Origin of the sequence: Carnobacterium divergens DSM 20623, from assembly GCF_000744255.1 — a bacterium.
Taxonomy (GTDB): Bacteria; Bacillota; Bacilli; order Lactobacillales; family Carnobacteriaceae; genus Carnobacterium; species Carnobacterium divergens.
Map to the genome: position 1 here is coordinate 2,255,585 of NZ_JQLO01000001.1, position 18,710 is coordinate 2,274,294.

21 protein-coding genes are annotated in these 18,710 nt (G+C 36.1%); 7 read left to right on the forward strand and 14 right to left on the reverse strand.

All coding sequences use genetic code 11. The features are described 5' to 3' along the window. Window positions 1–2: 2 nt before the first annotated feature. The 4 genes from BR52_RS10745 to BR52_RS10755 form a co-directional block, all read right to left on the reverse strand. Entirely contained in the window at window positions 3–254 is a 252-nt protein-coding gene (locus BR52_RS10745) for a hypothetical protein (protein ID WP_034572549.1), read from the reverse strand. 240 nt (window positions 255–494) lie between these two features. Further along, on the reverse strand, window positions 495–632 hold the full coding sequence (locus BR52_RS12890; protein ID WP_156099058.1) for a hypothetical protein: 138 nt from the start codon (window positions 630–632) through the stop codon (window positions 495–497). Between the two features lie 153 nt (window positions 633–785). Next, window positions 786–1,265 (reverse strand): 23S rRNA (pseudouridine(1915)-N(3))-methyltransferase RlmH, encoded by a 480-nt coding sequence (rlmH, locus tag BR52_RS10750; protein WP_034572552.1) that lies wholly within the window; start codon window positions 1,263–1,265, stop codon window positions 786–788. Window positions 1,266–1,326: 61 nt separating this feature from the next. Further along, window positions 1,327–1,512: a CxxH/CxxC protein gene (locus BR52_RS10755; protein WP_034572556.1), complete on the reverse strand. Its 186-nt coding sequence runs from the start codon at window positions 1,510–1,512 to the stop codon at window positions 1,327–1,329. Between the two features lie 277 nt (window positions 1,513–1,789). On the opposite strand from BR52_RS10755, the gene BR52_RS10760 reads away from it, so the two are divergent. Next, window positions 1,790–2,650: an alpha/beta fold hydrolase gene (locus BR52_RS10760; RefSeq protein WP_279625195.1), complete on the forward strand. Its 861-nt coding sequence runs from the start codon at window positions 1,790–1,792 to the stop codon at window positions 2,648–2,650. Window positions 2,651–2,694: 44 nt separating this feature from the next. Here BR52_RS10760 and BR52_RS10765 read toward each other — a convergent pair whose 3' ends face one another. The 10 genes from BR52_RS10765 to BR52_RS10810 form a co-directional block, all read right to left on the reverse strand. Beyond that, a complete protein-coding gene (locus BR52_RS10765; protein ID WP_051915751.1) occupies window positions 2,695–3,858 on the reverse strand; it encodes a S1C family serine protease in 1,164 nt (387 codons plus the stop codon). A gap of 468 nt (window positions 3,859–4,326) precedes the next feature. Continuing rightward, entirely contained in the window at window positions 4,327–5,136 is an 810-nt protein-coding gene (locus BR52_RS10770; RefSeq protein ID WP_376711490.1) for an MBL fold metallo-hydrolase, read from the reverse strand. A gap of 121 nt (window positions 5,137–5,257) precedes the next feature. Beyond that, window positions 5,258–6,124, reverse strand: coding sequence for a two-component system regulatory protein YycI (locus BR52_RS10775; RefSeq protein ID WP_034572564.1), 867 nt, complete (start codon window positions 6,122–6,124; stop codon window positions 5,258–5,260). Then, window positions 6,114–7,445 (reverse strand): YycH family regulatory protein, encoded by a 1,332-nt coding sequence (locus BR52_RS10780; RefSeq protein ID WP_034572568.1) that lies wholly within the window; start codon window positions 7,443–7,445, stop codon window positions 6,114–6,116. The genes BR52_RS10775 and BR52_RS10780 overlap by 11 nt, the downstream gene beginning before the upstream one ends. Beyond that, window positions 7,442–9,277, reverse strand: a complete 1,836-nt coding sequence (gene walK, locus BR52_RS10785) for a cell wall metabolism sensor histidine kinase WalK (RefSeq protein ID WP_034572572.1) — start codon at window positions 9,275–9,277, stop codon at window positions 7,442–7,444. Before walK ends, BR52_RS10780 begins: the two co-directional genes overlap by 4 nt. A 6-nt stretch (window positions 9,278–9,283) precedes the next feature. Continuing rightward, a complete protein-coding gene (yycF, locus tag BR52_RS10790; protein ID WP_034572575.1) occupies window positions 9,284–9,991 on the reverse strand; it encodes a response regulator YycF in 708 nt (235 codons plus the stop codon). A 246-nt stretch (window positions 9,992–10,237) separates the two neighbouring features. Then, a complete protein-coding gene (locus BR52_RS10795; protein ID WP_034572578.1) occupies window positions 10,238–11,683 on the reverse strand; it encodes a PTS transporter subunit EIIC in 1,446 nt (481 codons plus the stop codon). 24 nt (window positions 11,684–11,707) lie between these two features. After that, window positions 11,708–12,226 carry a PTS transporter subunit EIIC gene (locus BR52_RS10800; RefSeq protein ID WP_034572581.1) on the reverse strand — a complete coding sequence of 173 codons (519 nt, stop codon included), beginning with the start codon at window positions 12,224–12,226 and terminating at the stop codon, window positions 11,708–11,710. Between the two features lie 33 nt (window positions 12,227–12,259). After that, window positions 12,260–13,090: a BglG family transcription antiterminator gene (locus BR52_RS10805; protein ID WP_034572585.1), complete on the reverse strand. Its 831-nt coding sequence runs from the start codon at window positions 13,088–13,090 to the stop codon at window positions 12,260–12,262. Between the two features lie 44 nt (window positions 13,091–13,134). Continuing rightward, the gene (locus BR52_RS10810) at window positions 13,135–13,653 is read right to left on the reverse strand and encodes a PTS sugar transporter subunit IIA (protein WP_034572587.1); all 519 of its coding nucleotides are present in this window, start codon (window positions 13,651–13,653) and stop codon (window positions 13,135–13,137) included. Window positions 13,654–14,400: 747 nt separating this feature from the next. On the opposite strand from BR52_RS10810, the gene BR52_RS10815 reads away from it, so the two are divergent. From BR52_RS10815 to BR52_RS10840, 6 genes are all read left to right on the forward strand, one after another. Continuing rightward, window positions 14,401–15,315, forward strand: coding sequence for a PLP-dependent cysteine synthase family protein (locus BR52_RS10815; protein WP_034572590.1), 915 nt, complete (start codon window positions 14,401–14,403; stop codon window positions 15,313–15,315). 11 nt (window positions 15,316–15,326) lie between these two features. After that, entirely contained in the window at window positions 15,327–16,472 is a 1,146-nt protein-coding gene (locus tag BR52_RS10820) for a cystathionine gamma-synthase (RefSeq protein ID WP_034572592.1), read from the forward strand. A gap of 12 nt (window positions 16,473–16,484) precedes the next feature. Further along, entirely contained in the window at window positions 16,485–17,123 is a 639-nt protein-coding gene (locus tag BR52_RS10825; RefSeq protein WP_034572595.1) for a class I SAM-dependent methyltransferase, read from the forward strand. An 18-nt stretch (window positions 17,124–17,141) separates the two neighbouring features. After that, window positions 17,142–17,606, forward strand: a complete 465-nt coding sequence (locus BR52_RS10830; protein WP_034572597.1) for an S-ribosylhomocysteine lyase — start codon at window positions 17,142–17,144, stop codon at window positions 17,604–17,606. A 141-nt stretch (window positions 17,607–17,747) separates the two neighbouring features. Continuing rightward, window positions 17,748–18,065 carry a DUF1622 domain-containing protein gene (locus BR52_RS10835; protein ID WP_227001276.1) on the forward strand — a complete coding sequence of 106 codons (318 nt, stop codon included), beginning with the start codon at window positions 17,748–17,750 and terminating at the stop codon, window positions 18,063–18,065. Between the two features lie 107 nt (window positions 18,066–18,172). After that, on the forward strand, window positions 18,173–18,547 hold the full coding sequence (locus BR52_RS10840) for a GyrI-like domain-containing protein (protein WP_034572603.1): 375 nt from the start codon (window positions 18,173–18,175) through the stop codon (window positions 18,545–18,547). Window positions 18,548–18,710: the final 163 nt, after the last annotated feature.

Sequence of the window (18,710 nt, forward strand, 5' to 3'; positions counted from 1 at the left end):
CCTTAGAATTTAATTTTACTGTCTTCAATAGCAATCAATTCAGCAATTTTTGGAAACTTATTGCCTTGTTCTTTCACACACTCAATTAAATTAGTTAAATCTGGTAATAATTGATTCGTTACTTCTGTACCCGTCTTCATACTAGATACATTACTTTCTCCTAAAGAAACTTGTTGACCTTTGTTTACTTCAACTGATTGGATACCAGATATAGCGTTTGTAGCAGCGCCACTATCAGATGCAATATGACCCATAAAAAAAATCATCCTCTTTTATTATTTTTCAAAAAGATACACAAACACTTCTTTTTTTACTTTATTGATTCTTAAAAAAACGAACGTCCTCCTATAAAAAGAATAACATTTTATACAGTATCTTGTCTATTTTATTTGATACATGATACATTTTCTTATATTAAAAAATGACTATTAACGACTTTTAATTCTTGAATACAAAAATACTCTCAAAAACCTTCTAGGCATTGAGAGCATTCTTTACTTCTTATATTCATCAAACTTCTTTACTCTTTTTAACATACTTTCTTCACATTTTGTAAGTATACTAAAAGAGTAGTAAGGATGACACACATTCTTACCTAAAGCCAAACCACAAACTAACTTTTTTATTTTCATTACAACTCCTCCAAAAAAATAAAAGAATATTAAAAGACCGTTCAATTGAACGGTCTCAGGTAGTAGCTACATTAATTAATAGGGCTTCTTATTACTACCCTAAATTTGTTAGATAATTCCCCATACAACAACACTCTCCAAGAAAAAACCTCACTACTTATGGTAGGGTTCCCCCTTCATAATCCGATACCCTCGATAAACCTGCTCCACCAATACCAACCGCATCAACTGATGAGGCAATGTCATTTTCCCAAAGGAAATTTGTGTATTGCTGCGTTTCAGAACCGCGTCACTCAGACCCAATGATCCGCCAATCACAAATACCAACTGACTTTTTCCACTAATCCCTAGTTGATCGATTTCTTTTGAAAATTCTTCAGAAGTACGTTGTTTTCCTTCAATTGCTAAAGCAAATACATAGGCATTTTCTGGAATTTTACTTAAAATACGCTCGCCTTCTTTTTCTTTTACTTGAATCATTTCAGCTGCACTCAATTTTTCTGGTGCTTTTTCATCAGGTACTTCAATCAATTCGATTTTACAATACGCTCCCAGACGCTTCACGTATTCCTCAATTCCCATTTTTAAATATTTTTCTTTTAATTTTCCCACACTAATTATTTTGATATTCACAGCTTTTCTCCTTTAATCACAGGTTATCCACAGAAGTTATCCACATGTCCACAATTTCATATCATGATTTGGTAGGCGAACAGAAATTCGCCACCATATATATGGGTTGACTTTTGCAATACGTACATTTTGTTTGATCGTTATCCACAGGTGTAAACTGCTCTAATACAGGCATCTCAAAACCTGTATAAACAGCGTCATCCAGCGCTTCTTCAATGTGTTCTTGGCAAGCATAAATCGATTTCATCCACAGGACCTCCTTTTTTTTGTGGATAAGTTATACACTCCACAATCCTACTATCTTTCATTTTACAGTACTTATCCCCAATGTTCATTACTTTTTTGATTTTCTTATCCACAATTTTCTTTAAATGACTGTTTTTCTCAGAATAGTCGTTTGTGAACAATTAGATTTATGATACAATCATAGTAATTCATTTATTGTTTTAAAGGAGGTTTTTATCATCATAAAAGAACGAATCACGTACTTATCTCATAATCAGGAAACACTTATTTCAGCAAGTATCTGGCGACCCCTTGGTGCACCAAAAGCTATTTTGCAAATTAGTCACGGTATGGCTGAATTTATTGATCGGTATGATGATTTTGCTCGTTATCTATCAGAAAATCAATTTCTTGTAGTCGGAAATGATCATTTAGGACATGGCAACTCTGTTGCTGCAGTTGAAGATCGTGGGTATTTTTCAAAAGGAAACGGCAAGCAGCATGTGGTTGAGGATATTAAGAAGCTCCATGATTTAATTAAAATGGACTACCCTCATTTGCCTTATTTTTTAATGGGGCATAGCATGGGCTCCTTTATTGTTCGTAACTTTCTTCAGCAATATGGAGATACAATAGATGGCGCAATTTTAATGGGGACTAGTGGTCCAAAGCCTGAATTAAACTTTATTTTAAGTCCTTTAACTTTATTAAATAAAATAAGTCCTAAAACACGCAATCCACTTGTGGATAAATTAGCTTTTGGCAGTTTTAGCTCTTATTTTGAAGAAACCGGTTCTGATTTTAATTGGTTGTCAAAAAACCAACAGAATGTCGCTTGGTATGAAGAGCATCCTCAAACGGGTTTTATTTTTACAAACAATGGCTTTTTAACGCTCTTCACGTTACTCAACGATGGCACCAAAAAAGGATGGGCAACTACTATTCCAACTGAGCTTCCTATTTTAGTAATTTCTGGGGATCAGGATCCAGTTGGTGGTATGGGAAAAGGCGTTCGAAAGGTCTTTCATGAGTTGGAAGACGCGCAATTTACAGACATTACCCTTTGCACGTACCCTGAATTGCGTCATGAGATTTTAATGGAAGACTCTTACTTGCTTGTCTATCAAGATTTACTAAATTGGCTGAATAGACATCTTTAAATAGAAAAAGACCTAAATCAATCAAGATTTAGGTCTTTTGTATTTTAAAGGCTTTTTGAAGCTTCCATCGTAACATTAGCCGTTGCTTCTTTACCATCTCGGTAATATTTCACATCAACTTTGTCCCCAACTTTTAAGTTATAAATTACTTTTCTTAGAGACACATTGTCAGTCACTGGTGTGCCATTGATTTCAACAATTGTGTCGTATTGTTTTAAACCAGCTTTTTCTGCTGCTGAGTTCGTTTGTACATCCGTAATAACGACACCTTCTGTTACTTTTTCAGGTAATTTAAGCACACGCTCTTGTTGTTGTGCAGAAATTTGTGATAGATCACGAAGCGAAACGCCTAATACTGGACGAACGATTTCGCCATTTTTCTCTAATTCGCTAATAATTTTCACAACGTCGTTACTTGGAATCGCAAAGCCCATTCCTTCAACTGTGTCTTGTGAAATTTTCATTGAATTGATTCCGATGACTTGTCCTGCGATGTTGATTAGAGCCCCACCAGAGTTTCCTGGGTTGATTGCAGCATCTGTTTGGATAGCGGTCATATCCCAATCTTCTACGCCATCTTCGTTAATGTCCATTGCAACGGTTCTGTTTTTCGCAGAAATAATTCCTTGTGTGACAGAAGTCGCAAAGTTTGTTCCAAGAGGAGAGCCGATTGCGATTGCTGGTTCACCAACTTTAATGCTGTCTGAATCACCAAATGTCGCTACCGTTTTCACCTTTTCAGAAGGAATGGATAGAACTGCTAAATCAGTCCAAACATCCGATCCAATAACTTTAGCTTGAACCTTGGTGCCATCTTTTAAAATAACTTCAACAGCATCTGAACCGTTGATTACATGGTTATTTGTTACAACATAAGCCGTATCGCCATCTTTTTTATAGATAACGCCACTACCTTCACTTGTTGTTTCTAAATTTGAACTATCGTTGCTTTTAGATTGGCTGTAATCCCCACCAAGCATTCCTTGTTGGTTTTGTTTTTGCATATTCGCTACTGAAACTACAGCATCTTCTACTTGCTCAACAGCTTTTGTTGTATCTGTCGTTACGTTCGCTTTGACATTACTCGTCACAACGTTGCCTTTATTGGTTGTAGTGTCTGGTACTGAGCTATTATCTTTTGGTAAATATGAAAAGGCTAATCCACCACCGACTAAAGCGATAATCAAACCACCAATTAGTCCACCGATTAAGCCACTCTTCCAAGAACCACCAGACTTACGTGGTGAATTCGTTGTTGGTTCTTTTGGCGGACGACCGCCACCATTTCCGCCGTTTCCTGTTGTCGAAGAGTTTGATGTTGCTCTTTTTGGTGTCTCTTTTTGTGTTTCCCGTGAAACATTTGCAGCAGATTCTTGCGATATTTTAGCTTCATTTTCTGAACTTACGAATTCATTTTTTTCTACTTCTGTTTGATTATTTTCTTCTGGAATAAGATTTCCATTTGCATCGTATCTCACTTTTCATCCACCTCTTTAGTTGTATTTTATACTCTTAGTTTACCTTTAATTTTTGAATTTTATATGAATATTATAGGAAAAAATAAGCTATTCTTCTATTAATTCTATCACAATTTCTTCAAAATCGATAAGGTTTCACATTATTTTTTGGTATTAAAAAAATCTCTGACATAAGGTTACTTATGCAGAGACTTTATTTTATACATTAAATAACGGAGAGGCTACTTCTGGGTCTGTATCATAAACACTAAAGGTTTCATTAACGCCTGTCCCTTTTTCTTTTAAAATATCCGTTGCCGTCATATGTGCCAATTCTTTAATATTGTTATCCTTGCTTAAATGTCCTAAATAAATTCGCTTGGTTGCGTCACCTAATACATCTGCCATGGCAATTGCGCCATCTTCATTTGACAAATGACCTTTATCGCCTAAAATACGCTGTTTTAAAGACCACGGGTATTGACCCATTCTAAGCATCTCTAAATCATGATTGCTTTCAAAAAGATACGCATCTGCATTTTGAATCACACCGCGCATACGGTCACTTACATAACCTGTATCTGTTAACATTGCAAAACGTTTATTATTTTTATGGAAGCAATAAAATTGTGGTTCCACTGCATCATGAGAAACGCCGAAGCTTTCCACGTCAATGTCACCGATTGTCATTACTTTTCCCATTTCAAAAATATGTTTTTGTTCTGTTTTGACTTCGCCAATAATAGGGGACATCGCTGCCCAGGTTTTTTCATTTGCATATACGTCAAGCTTGTATTTGCGAGCCAAGACGCCTACTCCGTGAATATGGTCACGATGTTCATGTGTAACCAATATCCCATCAACATCTGCAATATCGCGATCAATTTGTTTCATTAATTCGGTTACTTTTTTCCCACTTAACCCACTGTCTACCAATAATCGTTGATTGGCGGACTCTATATACGTCACATTTCCTGAGCTGCCACTCGCTAGAATACTGACTTTTAATCCTTGATTATTCTCCATCATCATGAAACTAGTGCCTCCTCAATCTATCTTCTATAGTTTACATCAAAAATGGAGGAATGCAAATAAGGAAAGATGATATTTAACTAAAAAGACAAGCTTCCCAATTAGGAAACTTGTCTTTCTATTCCATAGCACTATCCGTCGCTTCATCTGCTGAATCGGTTGCATCTGTTCGATTAGACATATCTTTGATGATTGAACCATCAATTGCATTTACGAGTTTTATTTTCACTTCATTGGATGTTTTCACTTCAACATACCAAATAGGTCCATAAATGCTCAAATCTTCCAACCCCAATGTACGATGATAACTTAAAATTGGTTTGCGAATTTCGCTGTTTGCTTGAACTTCACTATTTTGGTAAAGCAACTCGACCGCTCGTTTTTCTGAAATCAGCTCACGACTTTTTCCGGTTACTTTAACTGGACCAGCGTAAGTTTGTTCATAAGAAATAATTCGGTTGTCATTGTCTAAATGGAAGGTGATCTGACCCGTTCCATCCGTAATCGGAATATTGTTAGCAACTTGTGTGTATACTAGCTCTTTTTTGTCTGGTGTGAATTTAAAATATTGATACTCACTACCAAATAAAATTTGATCATTTTTAATAAATTCATCAACTTTTGCTAAATCAGACCGCTTAAACTCACGTCCTGCTGGCATCAATTCAAAAGAGCTCGTTAAAATACTGTATAGCAAATTGCTGCTTTCCATCCGTTTCACAGTTTGTTTATTTAATTTTGATAAATTTTGTTCTAAAAGATCTTCATTTTCAGCTTTGACAAAAGGAACAGCTATCTTTTCATCTGATAGCTTCGCTGGAACTTCGATGGATTCCTTCTTCATTTCTTCTAAAGTATTGATTTTTAAACTACTATCATTTTGGTAAGAAATGGTTTTATTTTTATCCAAATAGGAAGACAGCAAAAAGATATTTAAGCATAGAAATGTAATGGTGAAAATAATTTCTATTCGTTTAAAGTCCATCTGTAGTCCCCCCTTTTTGGCTAATTAAACTTTCTGCGTTTAACCAGACTCCATTGATACATGCATACCAACTCGGTTCAAGATCGACAACACGACTGGATTCTTTACTGTTGGTCCAACAATACCCAATTTCAAGCCCTTCGATTTGTTCATTTTCAATTCCAACTTGATTCAAAGACGCTAAGATATCCGTACCTTTTACTAATTGTTTCTCATCTTCTTTATCAGATAAAGGGGTTTGGGCAACAATTAAAGGGACTTGCAATTGAGATAATCCATTTTCGGCAACGGTTATATAGGTCGCTCCCATGTCATCTTCATTTGTACTATTTTGAGTGGTATTGCTAAAGATTGGATAGCCTTCAATATAACGTCGGTAAATGGCTTGTTGTTTTTGATTATTGTAATTAAAGTAATGAACTGCCCCAGGCCAGTTTTCGTATTTTTGTAGCTCATAGAAGCTGCTTTTCAGCATATCGACTAAATCAAATTTATTCGTGGTTGTTCGATTACGATAATACGATAAAATATTGGTGGACTGCCTTACTTTCATTCGACTAATATTATCATTGAACTGCTCATAACCAGCCTCTGCTGTTGACTCTTTTACTTCAGAGGTATCATCGAACAAACGATAAATAAAGAAACTATTCGGTTGTGTTTCTACCATATAAGCGTATTGCGGCAATTTCACTTCTTCAGTTGGCAGATAAACATACTTGCTTCCCAATTTTTGAAGGGCAACTGCTGTGTAGTTTTTATCACTCCCATTTAAGAGCTCACTCATTTTTTTCTTATCTGCATTTTCTAACTCGCCAGAATAAATTTTCTGTTCGCGGTCATTGTAAAAATGAATGATTGTTGGATTATCTAATGAAATCGTAATTCTTTGGAAGGTTTCATTTTTATAGACATTTGCTAGTTTCCCAAAAAACTTACTGAATAACCCGAATGGCAATTCATTAGGAAAAACAAGTTCAACATTATTATTTTCTGAGAGTTTTTCAGTGTACTCCTCTCCTGAATATACTTCTGAAGAATCGATTGAAGCAAATGACCAGGTCGCAAATTCTTTGTTAAAATTTCTCATTATTTCAGTATCTACCGTCAATTCCTTCGTGTTGTTTTTATGGAGAACAACCATTGTCGGAACAAATACTTCATTGTCTTTTCTAGAAACAGTAATTTCTGATAGTTTATTTGTGTTGCTATTTGCTTTTTTTTCATCTTTTCCTGGCATTGTCCAAATCGCCCAGGTTAATACTAAGCTTAGAGCAACTAGAAAAATCAAAAATCCTCGAATAAAATGTATGCTTTTCATTCCCATTCATCCTCCTCATATGGAACATAAGGTAAGGCAATGAAAAAGGTTGATCCTACATTTTCAGCACTTTCTAACCAAATTTTCCCGCCATGTTTTTGCACAACTTCTTTTGAAATTGCTAAACCTAGCCCTGTTCCACCCATTGATCTAGCACGGGCTTTATCTACTCTAAAGAAACGGTCAAAGACATGCGGAATATCCTTTTTAGGAACTCCTAAGCCTTCGTCGGCTATGCTTAAAACAACACTATTATGTGTTTCTACTAAGCGGCACGTAATGGTTCCTCCTGCTGGAGAATACTTGATAGCGTTATTCATAATATTATCCATTACTTGAATCATTTTATCCGCATCAACTTCAACCCATAAATCACGTTTGGTAAATTCACGTTTAATGACAAAAGGTTTTTCAGGTTTGTCATTGGATTGAATCATCATATCAAACCGATTTAGCACATGGCTAAACAATTCATTGATATTGACATATTCCAATGAAAGAACATCTTTTCCTGCATCCATTCGCGAAAGATTTAGCAAATCACTAATCATGCGGATCATGCGATCTGTTTCCTCTTGAGTGACTGCTAAGAATTTAGGTGCGATTTCAGGATCTTTCCAAGCCCCATCATTCAAAGCTTCTAAATAACTTCTCATACTGGTTAATGGCGTTCTCAATTCATGAGAAACATTTGATACAAAATCACGACGTTCGCGCTCTACTTTTTCTTGTTCCGTAATATCATGTAACACACAAACCAAACCGCTAATAAATCCAGTCTCTCTTTGAATCAATGAAAATTCACCACGTAAAGTCACTTCATTCTCTTCTGTTGAGAAATCCAATATCAACTCTTCTTGTGTTTCTAACAACTGACGGAACGTAAAATGATGCTCGATTTTTAGAATTTCTAAAATAGAGCGTCCTAAAGCGTAATCTTGTGTTAAATTCAGTAAATCCAACGCTGTTTCGTTGATAATAACGACTTTCCCACGACGATCTGTAGCCACAACACCATCTGACATATGTGCTAGTACACCATCTAACCTGCGTCTCTCCGCTTCTGTCGATTCTTGTGCTTCTTCTACTTTTGTAGAAAGGTTATTAACAGCCAGTGACAACTGACCAAGTTCATCTTGTCCGTAAATCTTCACTTGACCAGAATAATCCCCTTCAGCCATTTGAATCGCTTGTTTTTTCATTTCGGAAATAGGTTTCGTTATTGCCCGGGAAATAAACAGCGCTAAAATGACTGTAACCACCGCTGCAATCATTGATGCTCTAAAGAAAATAATCGTAATATCGTTAATTTGATCGTATACTGATTCAATATTCGACTCTAAATTAATGACTCCTAACACTTTATTATCGTCTGAAATAATCGGTACAACCAATTTCCAAACACGTTCATTTGTGCTTTCGTCTGAATACTGCCTTGTTATTTCACTTCCAACTAACAATGCCTGCTTAACATCAAAGTCAGTAGATTTGCGACCTACCATATTTTCTTGGTAATCACTTGTACCAACAATATAATATTTCCCATCTATCACTTCTGCTTTAATTACATTTTTAGCCGAGAAATCCGTTAATAATCTCCTAACATCCGATTCAAAATTTTTGGAATCGGGCTTTTTTAATAAGGGTTGCAGATTGTTATCCAAAAATCCCACTCTTAACCTCATTTGTTCTTGAAAATTATCAACCATTTGTGTTTCCAATTGTCCGACAAAATAAGCGCCAATGATTTCTAGCGCTACGATTAGCAGAAATACAAATACAATAACAATTTTAAAATGGATGGATTGAAAAATTTTAATTCGTTTATTCATGAACGATTACTCCTGTTCAGGGTTTCTCAAATAGTACCCAACACCACGTCTTGTTACTAACCAAGCTGGGTGGCTAGGATTGTCTTCAATTTTTTCTCTTAAACGTCTCACGGTTACATCGACTGTTCGAACGTCACCAAAATAGTCATATCCCCAAACCGTTTGCAACAAATGTTCTCTTGTCATGACTTGTCCTAGATGTTTTGCTAAATAGTGCAGCAATTCAAATTCGCGATGCGTCAATTCAATTTTTTCGCCACGTTTTGAAACAATATAAGCATCTGGATGAACCGTTAAAGCACCAACTTCAATCTCATTGTTGTCTTCTTCTTCCACCACCGCTGTTCCAATTGAACCGTGTCTTCTTAAGTTTGCTTTAACACGTGCCACTAATTCACGGTTTGAAAAAGGCTTCGTAACATAGTCATCTGCTCCTAATTCAAGTCCTAAAACCTTATCGATTTCTGAATCTTTAGCTGTTACCATAATAATCGGCATATCATAATTTTTACGAACTTCACGACAAACTTCCAAACCGTCTACTTTTGGCAACATTAAATCTAACAGAATTAAATCTGGTTCCACATCTGGTACCATCGCTAACGCTTCTTCTCCATCATAAGCTGTAAAAACTTCATATCCTTCTTTAGTTAAATTAAATTTCACAATATCTGAAATCGGCTTCTCATCATCTACTACTAATATTTTTTTCATATTGTAACCCTCCTTGGATTCAATAAAACGTTTAATACGGATGGCAAATTTTGCGTTCAGCTTAAAGATAACTATGCATTTTTTTGCCCAGTAAGCTCATCCTATCCTCCATTATACCTAACCAGTGTAGGAAGTGCAAAATTTTCATAAAATTAGCAAATCAATAACTCTATTCTTATCTAAAAATATCCGCAATTAAAATAAAAACCCGTGATTTTCAAGTTGAAAATCACGGGTTTTTTAGTTTTATTTATCTAATTCATTTTTTAATTTATCTGCAATAAACTCAACATCGGTTCCAACAATAACCTGAACAGCTGTTTCGTTGATTTTCACAACACCACGTGCTCCTGCTTTTTTCAACGCTTGCTCGTTCACAATACTTGTATCTTTCATTTGTAAACGCAAACGAGTCGTACAATTGTCGATACTTGTGAAATTATCAGGTCCGCCAAGTGCCGTAATATACTTAGCTGCCATAATGTCGTATTTATCTCCTGTTGGAGCCACATCATTTTCAGAAGTACCTAACCCCGCCACTGCTGTTTGAACGCCTGCATTTGGAACTTCTGCTGCTAAATCTGCTTCATCCTCATCGTCTTCACGACCGGGTGTTTTAATATCAAATTTAAGAATAGAGAAGTAAAAAATCACAAAGTACACAACTGCAAAAACGAAGCCGATTGGAATCAACATCCAAGCTTTTGTACCTAGACCAAAGTTTAACGCATAATCAATCGCCCCTGCACTGAACGTGAAGCCCATTTTAATGCCTAATAAATTCGTTACAAATCCAGCGATTCCAGCTAAAACTGCGTGAACTACATACAACGGAAAGGCAACAAACATAAATGAAAATTCAAGCGGTTCTGTAATACCTGTTAAAAAGGCTGTAACAGCAACCGATAACATCATTCCAAAAGTTGCTTTACGTTTGTTTGGTTTAGCTGCAGCCACCATTGCCATTGCAGCAGCTGGTAAGCCGAACATCATAATTGGGAAGAATCCTACTTGGAAAGCTCCGGCTGTTGGGTCTCCCGCAAAGAAACGGTTGATATCGCCATTCGCCATGACACCTGTTGCAGCGTCTGGGAATGAACCATAGGCAAACCACAAGTATGAATTTAATACATGATGTAAGCCTGTTGGAATTAACATACGGTTAGCAAATTCAAAGACACCTGCTCCTAAAGCACCTGCACCAACGATAAAGCTGTTGATGTGGTCTAATCCGTTTTGAACCGTTGGCCAAATCAGGCCAAAAATAGCGACTAATAAAAGCGCTGCAATCACATTCAATAATAACGCGATATGACGACCGTTGAAGTAAGGCGAACCTTCATATTTATCGTAAACACGGTTGTAAATCAGTGGCGACATCAGACCTGCGATAAAACCGGCGAAGACACCCATATTGATGTTTTCATTAATGCCAATAACACCAAAGTTCAATACGAAATAAATCAATGCGCCTCCAAGAGCCGCAATCCCGCTATTGTCTTTTGACAATCCAATGGCAATTCCCATTGCGAACATCAACGAAAGATAAGTGAAAATTGAATTTCCACCGGCATTCATAAACGGTACATTTAACACATCTGCTGCACCAAGTCGATTTAACAACCCAGCAGCAGGTAATACTGCGATTGGAAGCATTAACGCTTTCCCAATTTTTTGCATTTGATTTAACATGATTAAAATCCTCCTATTTAACTCTTATAAATGTGGAATAACAACGTTGGCAATAAATGAACCGATAAACAAAGCGACAACGCTGGTTACGATTGGAACGAAACGACGTCCACCAAAGAAGGCCAACCATTCTGGCATTTTGATGTTGTAAAATTTGTTATACAATACGCCTGCAACAATTCCCATGAACAATCCACAAAGGATAAAGAAGAGTTGATCTGATCCTACTGAACCAAATAATTTAATCGGAGATGTTACTAGAAATGCTGTTTTAGGATCAACTAAGACTGAAAATGAAGACCCAAACACTAAGTAACCGACAGCTCCAGCTAAAGCAGAAGCACCACTGTGATCAAATCCAATCCCAGTTGCTACAGAAATAGAAACAACTAACGGAAAGATCAATTTATACGCATTAAAAATCCCTACAAAAGCACCTACACCTGTTAGTGAAAGGGCCCAAAAAATTAATAACGAAACTACTGATACCGCAATATAAGATAAGGCAATTCCATATCTTTTTGCTAATGACTCTTTTTTCATTTTAAAATTCCTCCAAATTCAAACTTCTTTTACTCATGATAAATTACTTAGTCGCTCAATATGAATCGTGATGTAGCCTAACTCATCTTCAGGCAGACTAATCCCAAAATCCACATGTAGCATCGTAGAAACCTTTAATGCTACTTGATAACTAAGGTCGTACTTCTTTTTAATAATGGCTAATACATCTTGATCCATCGCATGATATTTTTTTGTATAAAATCGTTCTAAAACAAATCTTAAATGAGTTACTAAACGAGAATAAGACAAACTCATCTCCGAACTAGTGAAATCAATTGCTAATTCTTCACTTACCACACGAGCCATCTCTGAAACCATAGTGATTTCACGAATACTTTTATTGTTTCCATACTCACTCGTTCTAGCACTATGAATATGAATTGCAATATAAGCCGCTTCATCTAATGTAAAGGTAATTCCAAATTGCGTTGAAAGATACTCAATTGCCCATTCAGCGATTAAAAATTCTTCACTATAAAGCACTTCGATTTCTTTACGCAATTTATTTTGAACAATGATGCCATTTTTTAACCGATCCATCGCAAAGGCGATATGATCTGCTAATGCAATATGAATGTGTTCATTTAATTTCTCTTTTAAAATCGTTTCAGCGTGTTCAATAATGCGTTCTGACGCAAAAAAGTAGACTTCATCAATTTGAGACAACAATTGTTGGAAGTTTTCTTGTTCAGTTTCCATCACAAACATTTGCTCAATGTCTCGTTCATGAACAAGGTCATTCTTTTTTTTATTGAACCCGATTCCCTTGCCGATTGCCACTTTTTCAATGGCGCCATCGGCAACAAGAACGGCATTTTGATTAAATACTTTTTTTATTTTCACGTTAGATCATCTGCTCCTTCAGTTACTCCCTGAGAACACAACCTTTAGGCTTTAGAAACCACCATTGCAACTGTTTCACCAGCTACAGCTTCGCCACTTCCCTTGAAGTCATAGTTATAAGACTCAATATTGCCATTTGTTACGATTACCGGCGTGATAATGCTTGGTGCATTTGCAATTAAAAATTCGCGATCGATTTTTACTAATGGGCCGCCTTTTTTTACAACGTCTCCCACTTTCACTTGCGCATCAAATCCTTTACCTTGTAAGGCAACAGTATCCAATCCAACATGAATTAACACTTCTACGCCACTTTCTGCTTGAATGCCGTATGCGTGTAAAGTATCCGCAACTTGTACTAATGTTCCGCCAATTGGTGCTACGATAACATCTGAAGTTGGTTCTACCGCAAAACCTTCACCCATCATTTTTTCAGCAAAAACAGGATCTGGTACTTCATTGATTGGTAAAATTTTACCATCTGCAATTGCAACTAATGCTTCATTTACACCTGCAACCTCAACTACTTCTTCTTTTTTCTTCTTGTTAAAAAATAAACCCATGTTAAAAACTCCCTTCTTATTTTGAACACTATAAAAAGGCACGACAAAAGGAATCCCTATTTGAGATTTTTTCAAAGCCCAATTAGCGAAGTCTTTTATCATGCCTAATACAACTTAGTCACATGAAAAACAATCAGACAAGTTGCCTGATTTCTAAATTATGGCTTAATTTTATGCTTCACAGCTGAAAAAATCAACTGTTTTTTTCAATTTAATTGATTTTCTAATCGAACTATCCTTTATTCTTTAATATGAAAAAAACAGTTATTAAACTTGATAAATATAGTTTTCATATTATGTTAACTAATTCAATTACAATAACTTTTTTCTTATTATAAGGATTGAAATAACTTGTTTTTATTATACCCTTATCGAATTCAAAAAAACATGTTTTTGCTTCATTCTTGACCTAAGTATATAAAATGCTATCTGCTATCTCACTCAAAAACTTCCATTCACCTAGACCAATTTACCAAACTTCTTATTATTTATCTTTCAATTCACTTCCACTCAGTTCAAAATAAACATTTCATAAAAAATGAACTCTAAACAACACACTCTCACTATCTCACATAATTAAATAACTCTAATAAAAATGAATTTTTATACAAACATGGAATGAAAACGATTTTAAATAACAAAATCTTTGTGTTGCTTATTTTTTAAAAGTGAACTATAATTCATATTAATAAATTTTTCATAGGATTCTCATTGTTTTACTAACAAATCAAAAGGAGTTTTTCGCAAATGCTTTTTCACTCAGTAAATGAACTTATTGGAAATACACCACTTTTAGAAATCAAAGGCTTTGATGTTCCTCAGGGGACTAAAATCTTTGCTAAATTAGAAATGTTCAATCCTGGGGGCAGTGTTAAAGATCGTCTTGGAGTAAAGTTGATTGAAGGTGCCTTAACAGATGGCAGCTTAACAACAGACTCTGTGATTATTGAACCGACTGCTGGCAATACAGGAATTGGGTTAGCTTTAGCTGCTCAAAAACACAACATCGCTGTTTTATTTGTGGTGCCTGAAAAATTTAGCGAAGAAAAACAAGCTTTGATGAAGGCTCTTGGTGCAACGATTGTTCATACGCCAACTAAGGACGGTATGGCAGGAGCCATCAAAAAAGCAGAAGAGCTAGCAAAAGAAATGCCTAATAGCTTTTTACCAAAACAATTTGAAAATCCTAATAACCCTCTAACCTATTATGAAACATTAGGTCCTGAAATTAAGCACGATTTCCCAACAACACCCATCACTTCCTTTGTAGCTGGTGCGGGAAGTGGCGGTACTTTTTCAGGAACTGCTCGTTACTTAAAGGAAATCGATTCCACTACTCGAACTTGTATCGTTGAACCAGTGGGCTCTATCTTAAATGGTGGTGCGCCTCATGGACATGACACAGAAGGAATTGGAATGGAGTTTATCCCAGATTTTGTCAATCAAACCTTATTTGATGAGATTTATACGATATCAGACGAAGAAGCCTTCTATTATGTTAAAGCATTAGCTAAAGAAGCAGGTTTATTTGTCGGAAGCTCAAGCGGTGCCGCGTTTTGCGCCTGTCTGAAAGAGGCGGCAATTTTGCCTGCCGGAAGTCACATTGTGACCGTCTTTCCAGATAGTAGTGAACGTTATTTGAGTCAAAAAATATATCGTTAGGAGGGTTTTCTATGAAAATGAAAACCAAGTTAATCCACGGCGGAATCAGTCGTGACAACTATACAGGAGCACTTAGTGTGCCGATTTACCAAGTTTCTACCTATGCTCAAAAGGAGCTAGGCGGCGAACCAGAGTACGAATATTCTCGTTCTGGGAACCCAACTCGTTTTGCCTTGGAAGAATTGATTGCTGATTTAGAGGAAGGAATTAAGGGATTTGCCTTTGGGTCAGGTTTAGCAGGCATCCATACTGTTTTTTCGTTATTTGAACAAGGCGATCATTTGATTGTCGGCGACGACGTTTACGGTGGAACATTCCGCTTACTGAATGGCGTAATGAAGAAGCAAGGACTTGAATTTACCATCGTGGATACAAGTGACCTTGCTTCGCTAGAAAAAGCTTTAACCCCTTCAACAAAAGCCATTTATTTAGAAACGCCAAGTAATCCTCTTTTGAAAATCACGGATATCACAAGCGTGACTGCATTTGCTAAGAAAAATAATTTAATTAGCATTGTTGATAACACCTTTGCAACGCCTTACAATCAACGTCCGTTAACCTTAGGTGCTGATATTGTGGTGCATAGCGGAACGAAGTATCTTGGTGGACACAGTGACGTGGTGGCTGGATTGGTTGCAACTAATCGTCCTGATATAGCAGAGGAAATCGGTTTTCTACAAAATGCAATTGGCGGCGTATTAGGACCACAAGATAGCTGGTTATTACAAAGAGGGATTAAAACACTTGGTATTCGCATGGACGAACACCAAGTCAATGCCTTGAAAATTGCGACCTTCTTAGAAGAGAATGCCCATGTCGCAAAAGTTTACTATCCGGGACTAGCTTCCCACCGAGGACACGCGATTGCTAAAAAACAATCAACAGGCTTTAGCGGAATTATTTCCTTTGAATTAACGCCAGGATCTTCTGCTAAAACCTTCGTTGAAAGCTTACAAGTTTTTACACTTGCTGAAAGTTTAGGTGCAGTAGAAAGTCTTGCAGAAGTCCCTTCTATTATGACCCACTCTTCCATACCAAAAGAGCTACGAGAAAAAGCTGGCATCAAGGACGAATTGATTCGACTTTCTGTTGGATTGGAAGATATCGACGATTTAATGGAAGACGTGAAACAAGCGCTGGCGCTTGCTTCACGATAAGAGGATTTCATTATGGGAAGAGAATTTTTAACTGTTTTTTCAGAATGGGCAACCGATTACGATACCTTTGTTGAAGGAAAGGATCCAGCTTATCAAGCTGTTTTTCAGAACTATAAAGAAATTTTAAATCAAGTAGTTCGCCGTAGTGGGGACTCTGTTTTAGAATTTGGAATTGGAACTGGAAATCTAACAAGCTTTTTATTAGCAAGTGGCAAACGGGTTTTTCCAATCGAACCCTCTTTAGAAATGCGCCAATTAGCAAAAGAGAAATTACCTGCTGATTTCATTATTTATGATGGTGATTTAGAGCAGTATCCTCGCCCTACTTTTCCAATCGACACTATCGTTAGCACTTATGTTTTTCACCACCTAACAGATTCTGAAAAGCAACGTGCGTTGAAAGATTATTATCACCAATTAACAGCTGATGGAAAAATTATCTTTGCCGATACGATGTTTGAAAGTACTCAAGCGTATCAAAGTGCCATTGAAAATGCCGAAATATCGGGATTTTATGATTTAGCATCTGATTTAAAGCGTGAATACTATCCCTTAATTTCAACTATGAGAGACGCTTTTCAAAAGGCAGGATTTACCGTTTCATTTGAACAAATGAACGATTTCGTTTGGCTTGTAGAAGCACAAAAATGACTACTGGAGGTAACAATCATGGAAAAAATGAATGTTGAGAGTTTTAATTTAGACCATACAAAGGTCAAAGCCCCATATGTTCGTCTTGCTGGAAAAAAAGCAGGTGACAATGGAGATATCATTTATAAATACGATGTGCGTTTTAAGCAACCCAATAAAGAACACATGGAAATGGCAAGTTTACATTCATTAGAACATCTAACTGCTGAGTTGATTCGCAATCATGCGGACTATATTGTTGACTGGAGTCCGATGGGATGCCAAACTGGTTTCTATTTAACGGTCATTAATCATGATAACTACAATGAAATTTTAGATGTTTTAGAAGCAACTATGAAGGATGTTTTGATTGCTACAGAAGTTCCTGCCAGCAATGAAATCCAATGTGGTTGGGCTGCAAGTCATACATTGACAGGCGCTCAGGAATTAGCTAAAGAATTTTTAGCTAAACGAGCAGAATGGGAAATTGTCTTTGCATCATAATTAAAAAACAGCCAAATGAACCTTTTAACGATCATTTGGCTGTTTTTATTTTGTACTTTTCCAGTCAATCATAGTACACTAAAATTATCTAACACATTAGAAAGGATTGTGAACACGGTGGAATTCAAAGCATTATTAGAAATGCTGATTTTAGTTTTAAATACCTTATCCATTTTAGTCATTGTTTGGGGTGTATTATTAGCGATGATAGATTTTACTAAAACAATCATCTTCCCTTATTCAAGAAACGATACCGTTTACCGCAATAATGTTATCAAAAATCAATTAGGCTCTTATATTTTATTTGGTTTAGAAATTTTGATTGCTGCAGATATTATTGAATCCATTTTAAACCCAACATTAGATGATATGATTATGTTGGCATCGATTGTTGTCATTCGAACGGTCATTTCCTATTTCTTAACAAAAGAAATTGAATCTAACGAAAAAAATGCTTAGTTTTCAATGTTCCATGTGTAACATGTCCTTTTTTTAAATGATGACAGATAGTTGTCAGCTTTTAAATGCTAAACTAACCTTATCAATTAAAGGGAGTGACAAACACAATGAGCAAATCAATTCATGGGTTGAAAATCAGAACAAATAATCAACAACTCCATCCCATTCTCGACTTATGGAGCCGCGTTCCAAATATGGAACTCAAAGGCGCTATCTATGCTGTTTATTTTAACTATGAGAGTGATTTCACTGGCGATTATGACCTTTTAGTAGGAAATGAAACAGCAAAATTTGAAGAAACCATTCTACTAAATGATGGAAATTATCTAGAAATCCCTGTTAAAACTGCTTCGCCATCAGGCGTCGATGAAGCTTGGCAAAAAATTTGGCGCGATGCAAAGATAAACCAAGTTCGTACCTATCAAACAGATTTTGAATATTATGCTGAGGATGGCAGCATTAAAATTTTCCTTTCTATATAAAACCTAAAAACCGCCATTCATAATTTTTGAATCGTGGTTTTTAGGTTTTTTGAATGCTGAATAACAAAACTAAGAATGATCATTTGTAACAGTATTTGAATAATTTTAATTAATTCAACGTAAAAATTTAAAATGAATAGCGTATATTTTACATGAAAGTAAA

Coding starts and splice junctions, on each gene's coding strand:
- BR52_RS10755 (WP_034572556.1), bottom strand. CDS start 1,512: ATGAAATCGATTTATGCTTGCCAAGAACACATTGAAGAAGCGCTGGAT.
- BR52_RS10775 (WP_034572564.1), bottom strand. CDS start 6,124: ATGGACTTTAAACGAATAGAAATTATTTTCACCATTACATTTCTATGC.
- walK (WP_034572572.1), bottom strand. CDS start 9,277: ATGAATAAACGAATTAAAATTTTTCAATCCATCCATTTTAAAATTGTT.
- BR52_RS10815 (WP_034572590.1), top strand. CDS start 14,401: ATGCTTTTTCACTCAGTAAATGAACTTATTGGAAATACACCACTTTTA.
- BR52_RS12890 (WP_156099058.1), bottom strand. CDS start 632: ATGAAAATAAAAAAGTTAGTTTGTGGTTTGGCTTTAGGTAAGAATGTG.
- BR52_RS10840 (WP_034572603.1), top strand. CDS start 18,173: ATGAGCAAATCAATTCATGGGTTGAAAATCAGAACAAATAATCAACAA.
- BR52_RS10830 (WP_034572597.1), top strand. CDS start 17,142: ATGGAAAAAATGAATGTTGAGAGTTTTAATTTAGACCATACAAAGGTC.
- BR52_RS10770 (WP_376711490.1), bottom strand. CDS start 5,136: ATGATGGAGAATAATCAAGGATTAAAAGTCAGTATTCTAGCGAGTGGC.
- BR52_RS10800 (WP_034572581.1), bottom strand. CDS start 12,226: ATGAAAAAAGAGTCATTAGCAAAAAGATATGGAATTGCCTTATCTTAT.
- yycF (WP_034572575.1), bottom strand. CDS start 9,991: ATGAAAAAAATATTAGTAGTAGATGATGAGAAGCCGATTTCAGATATT.
- BR52_RS10745 (WP_034572549.1), bottom strand. CDS start 254: ATGGGTCATATTGCATCTGATAGTGGCGCTGCTACAAACGCTATATCT.
- BR52_RS10825 (WP_034572595.1), top strand. CDS start 16,485: ATGGGAAGAGAATTTTTAACTGTTTTTTCAGAATGGGCAACCGATTAC.
- BR52_RS10780 (WP_034572568.1), bottom strand. CDS start 7,445: ATGAAAAGCATACATTTTATTCGAGGATTTTTGATTTTTCTAGTTGCT.
- BR52_RS10820 (WP_034572592.1), top strand. CDS start 15,327: ATGAAAATGAAAACCAAGTTAATCCACGGCGGAATCAGTCGTGACAAC.
- BR52_RS10795 (WP_034572578.1), bottom strand. CDS start 11,683: ATGTTAAATCAAATGCAAAAAATTGGGAAAGCGTTAATGCTTCCAATC.
- BR52_RS10810 (WP_034572587.1), bottom strand. CDS start 13,653: ATGGGTTTATTTTTTAACAAGAAGAAAAAAGAAGAAGTAGTTGAGGTT.
- BR52_RS10835 (WP_227001276.1), top strand. CDS start 17,748: ATGCTGATTTTAGTTTTAAATACCTTATCCATTTTAGTCATTGTTTGG.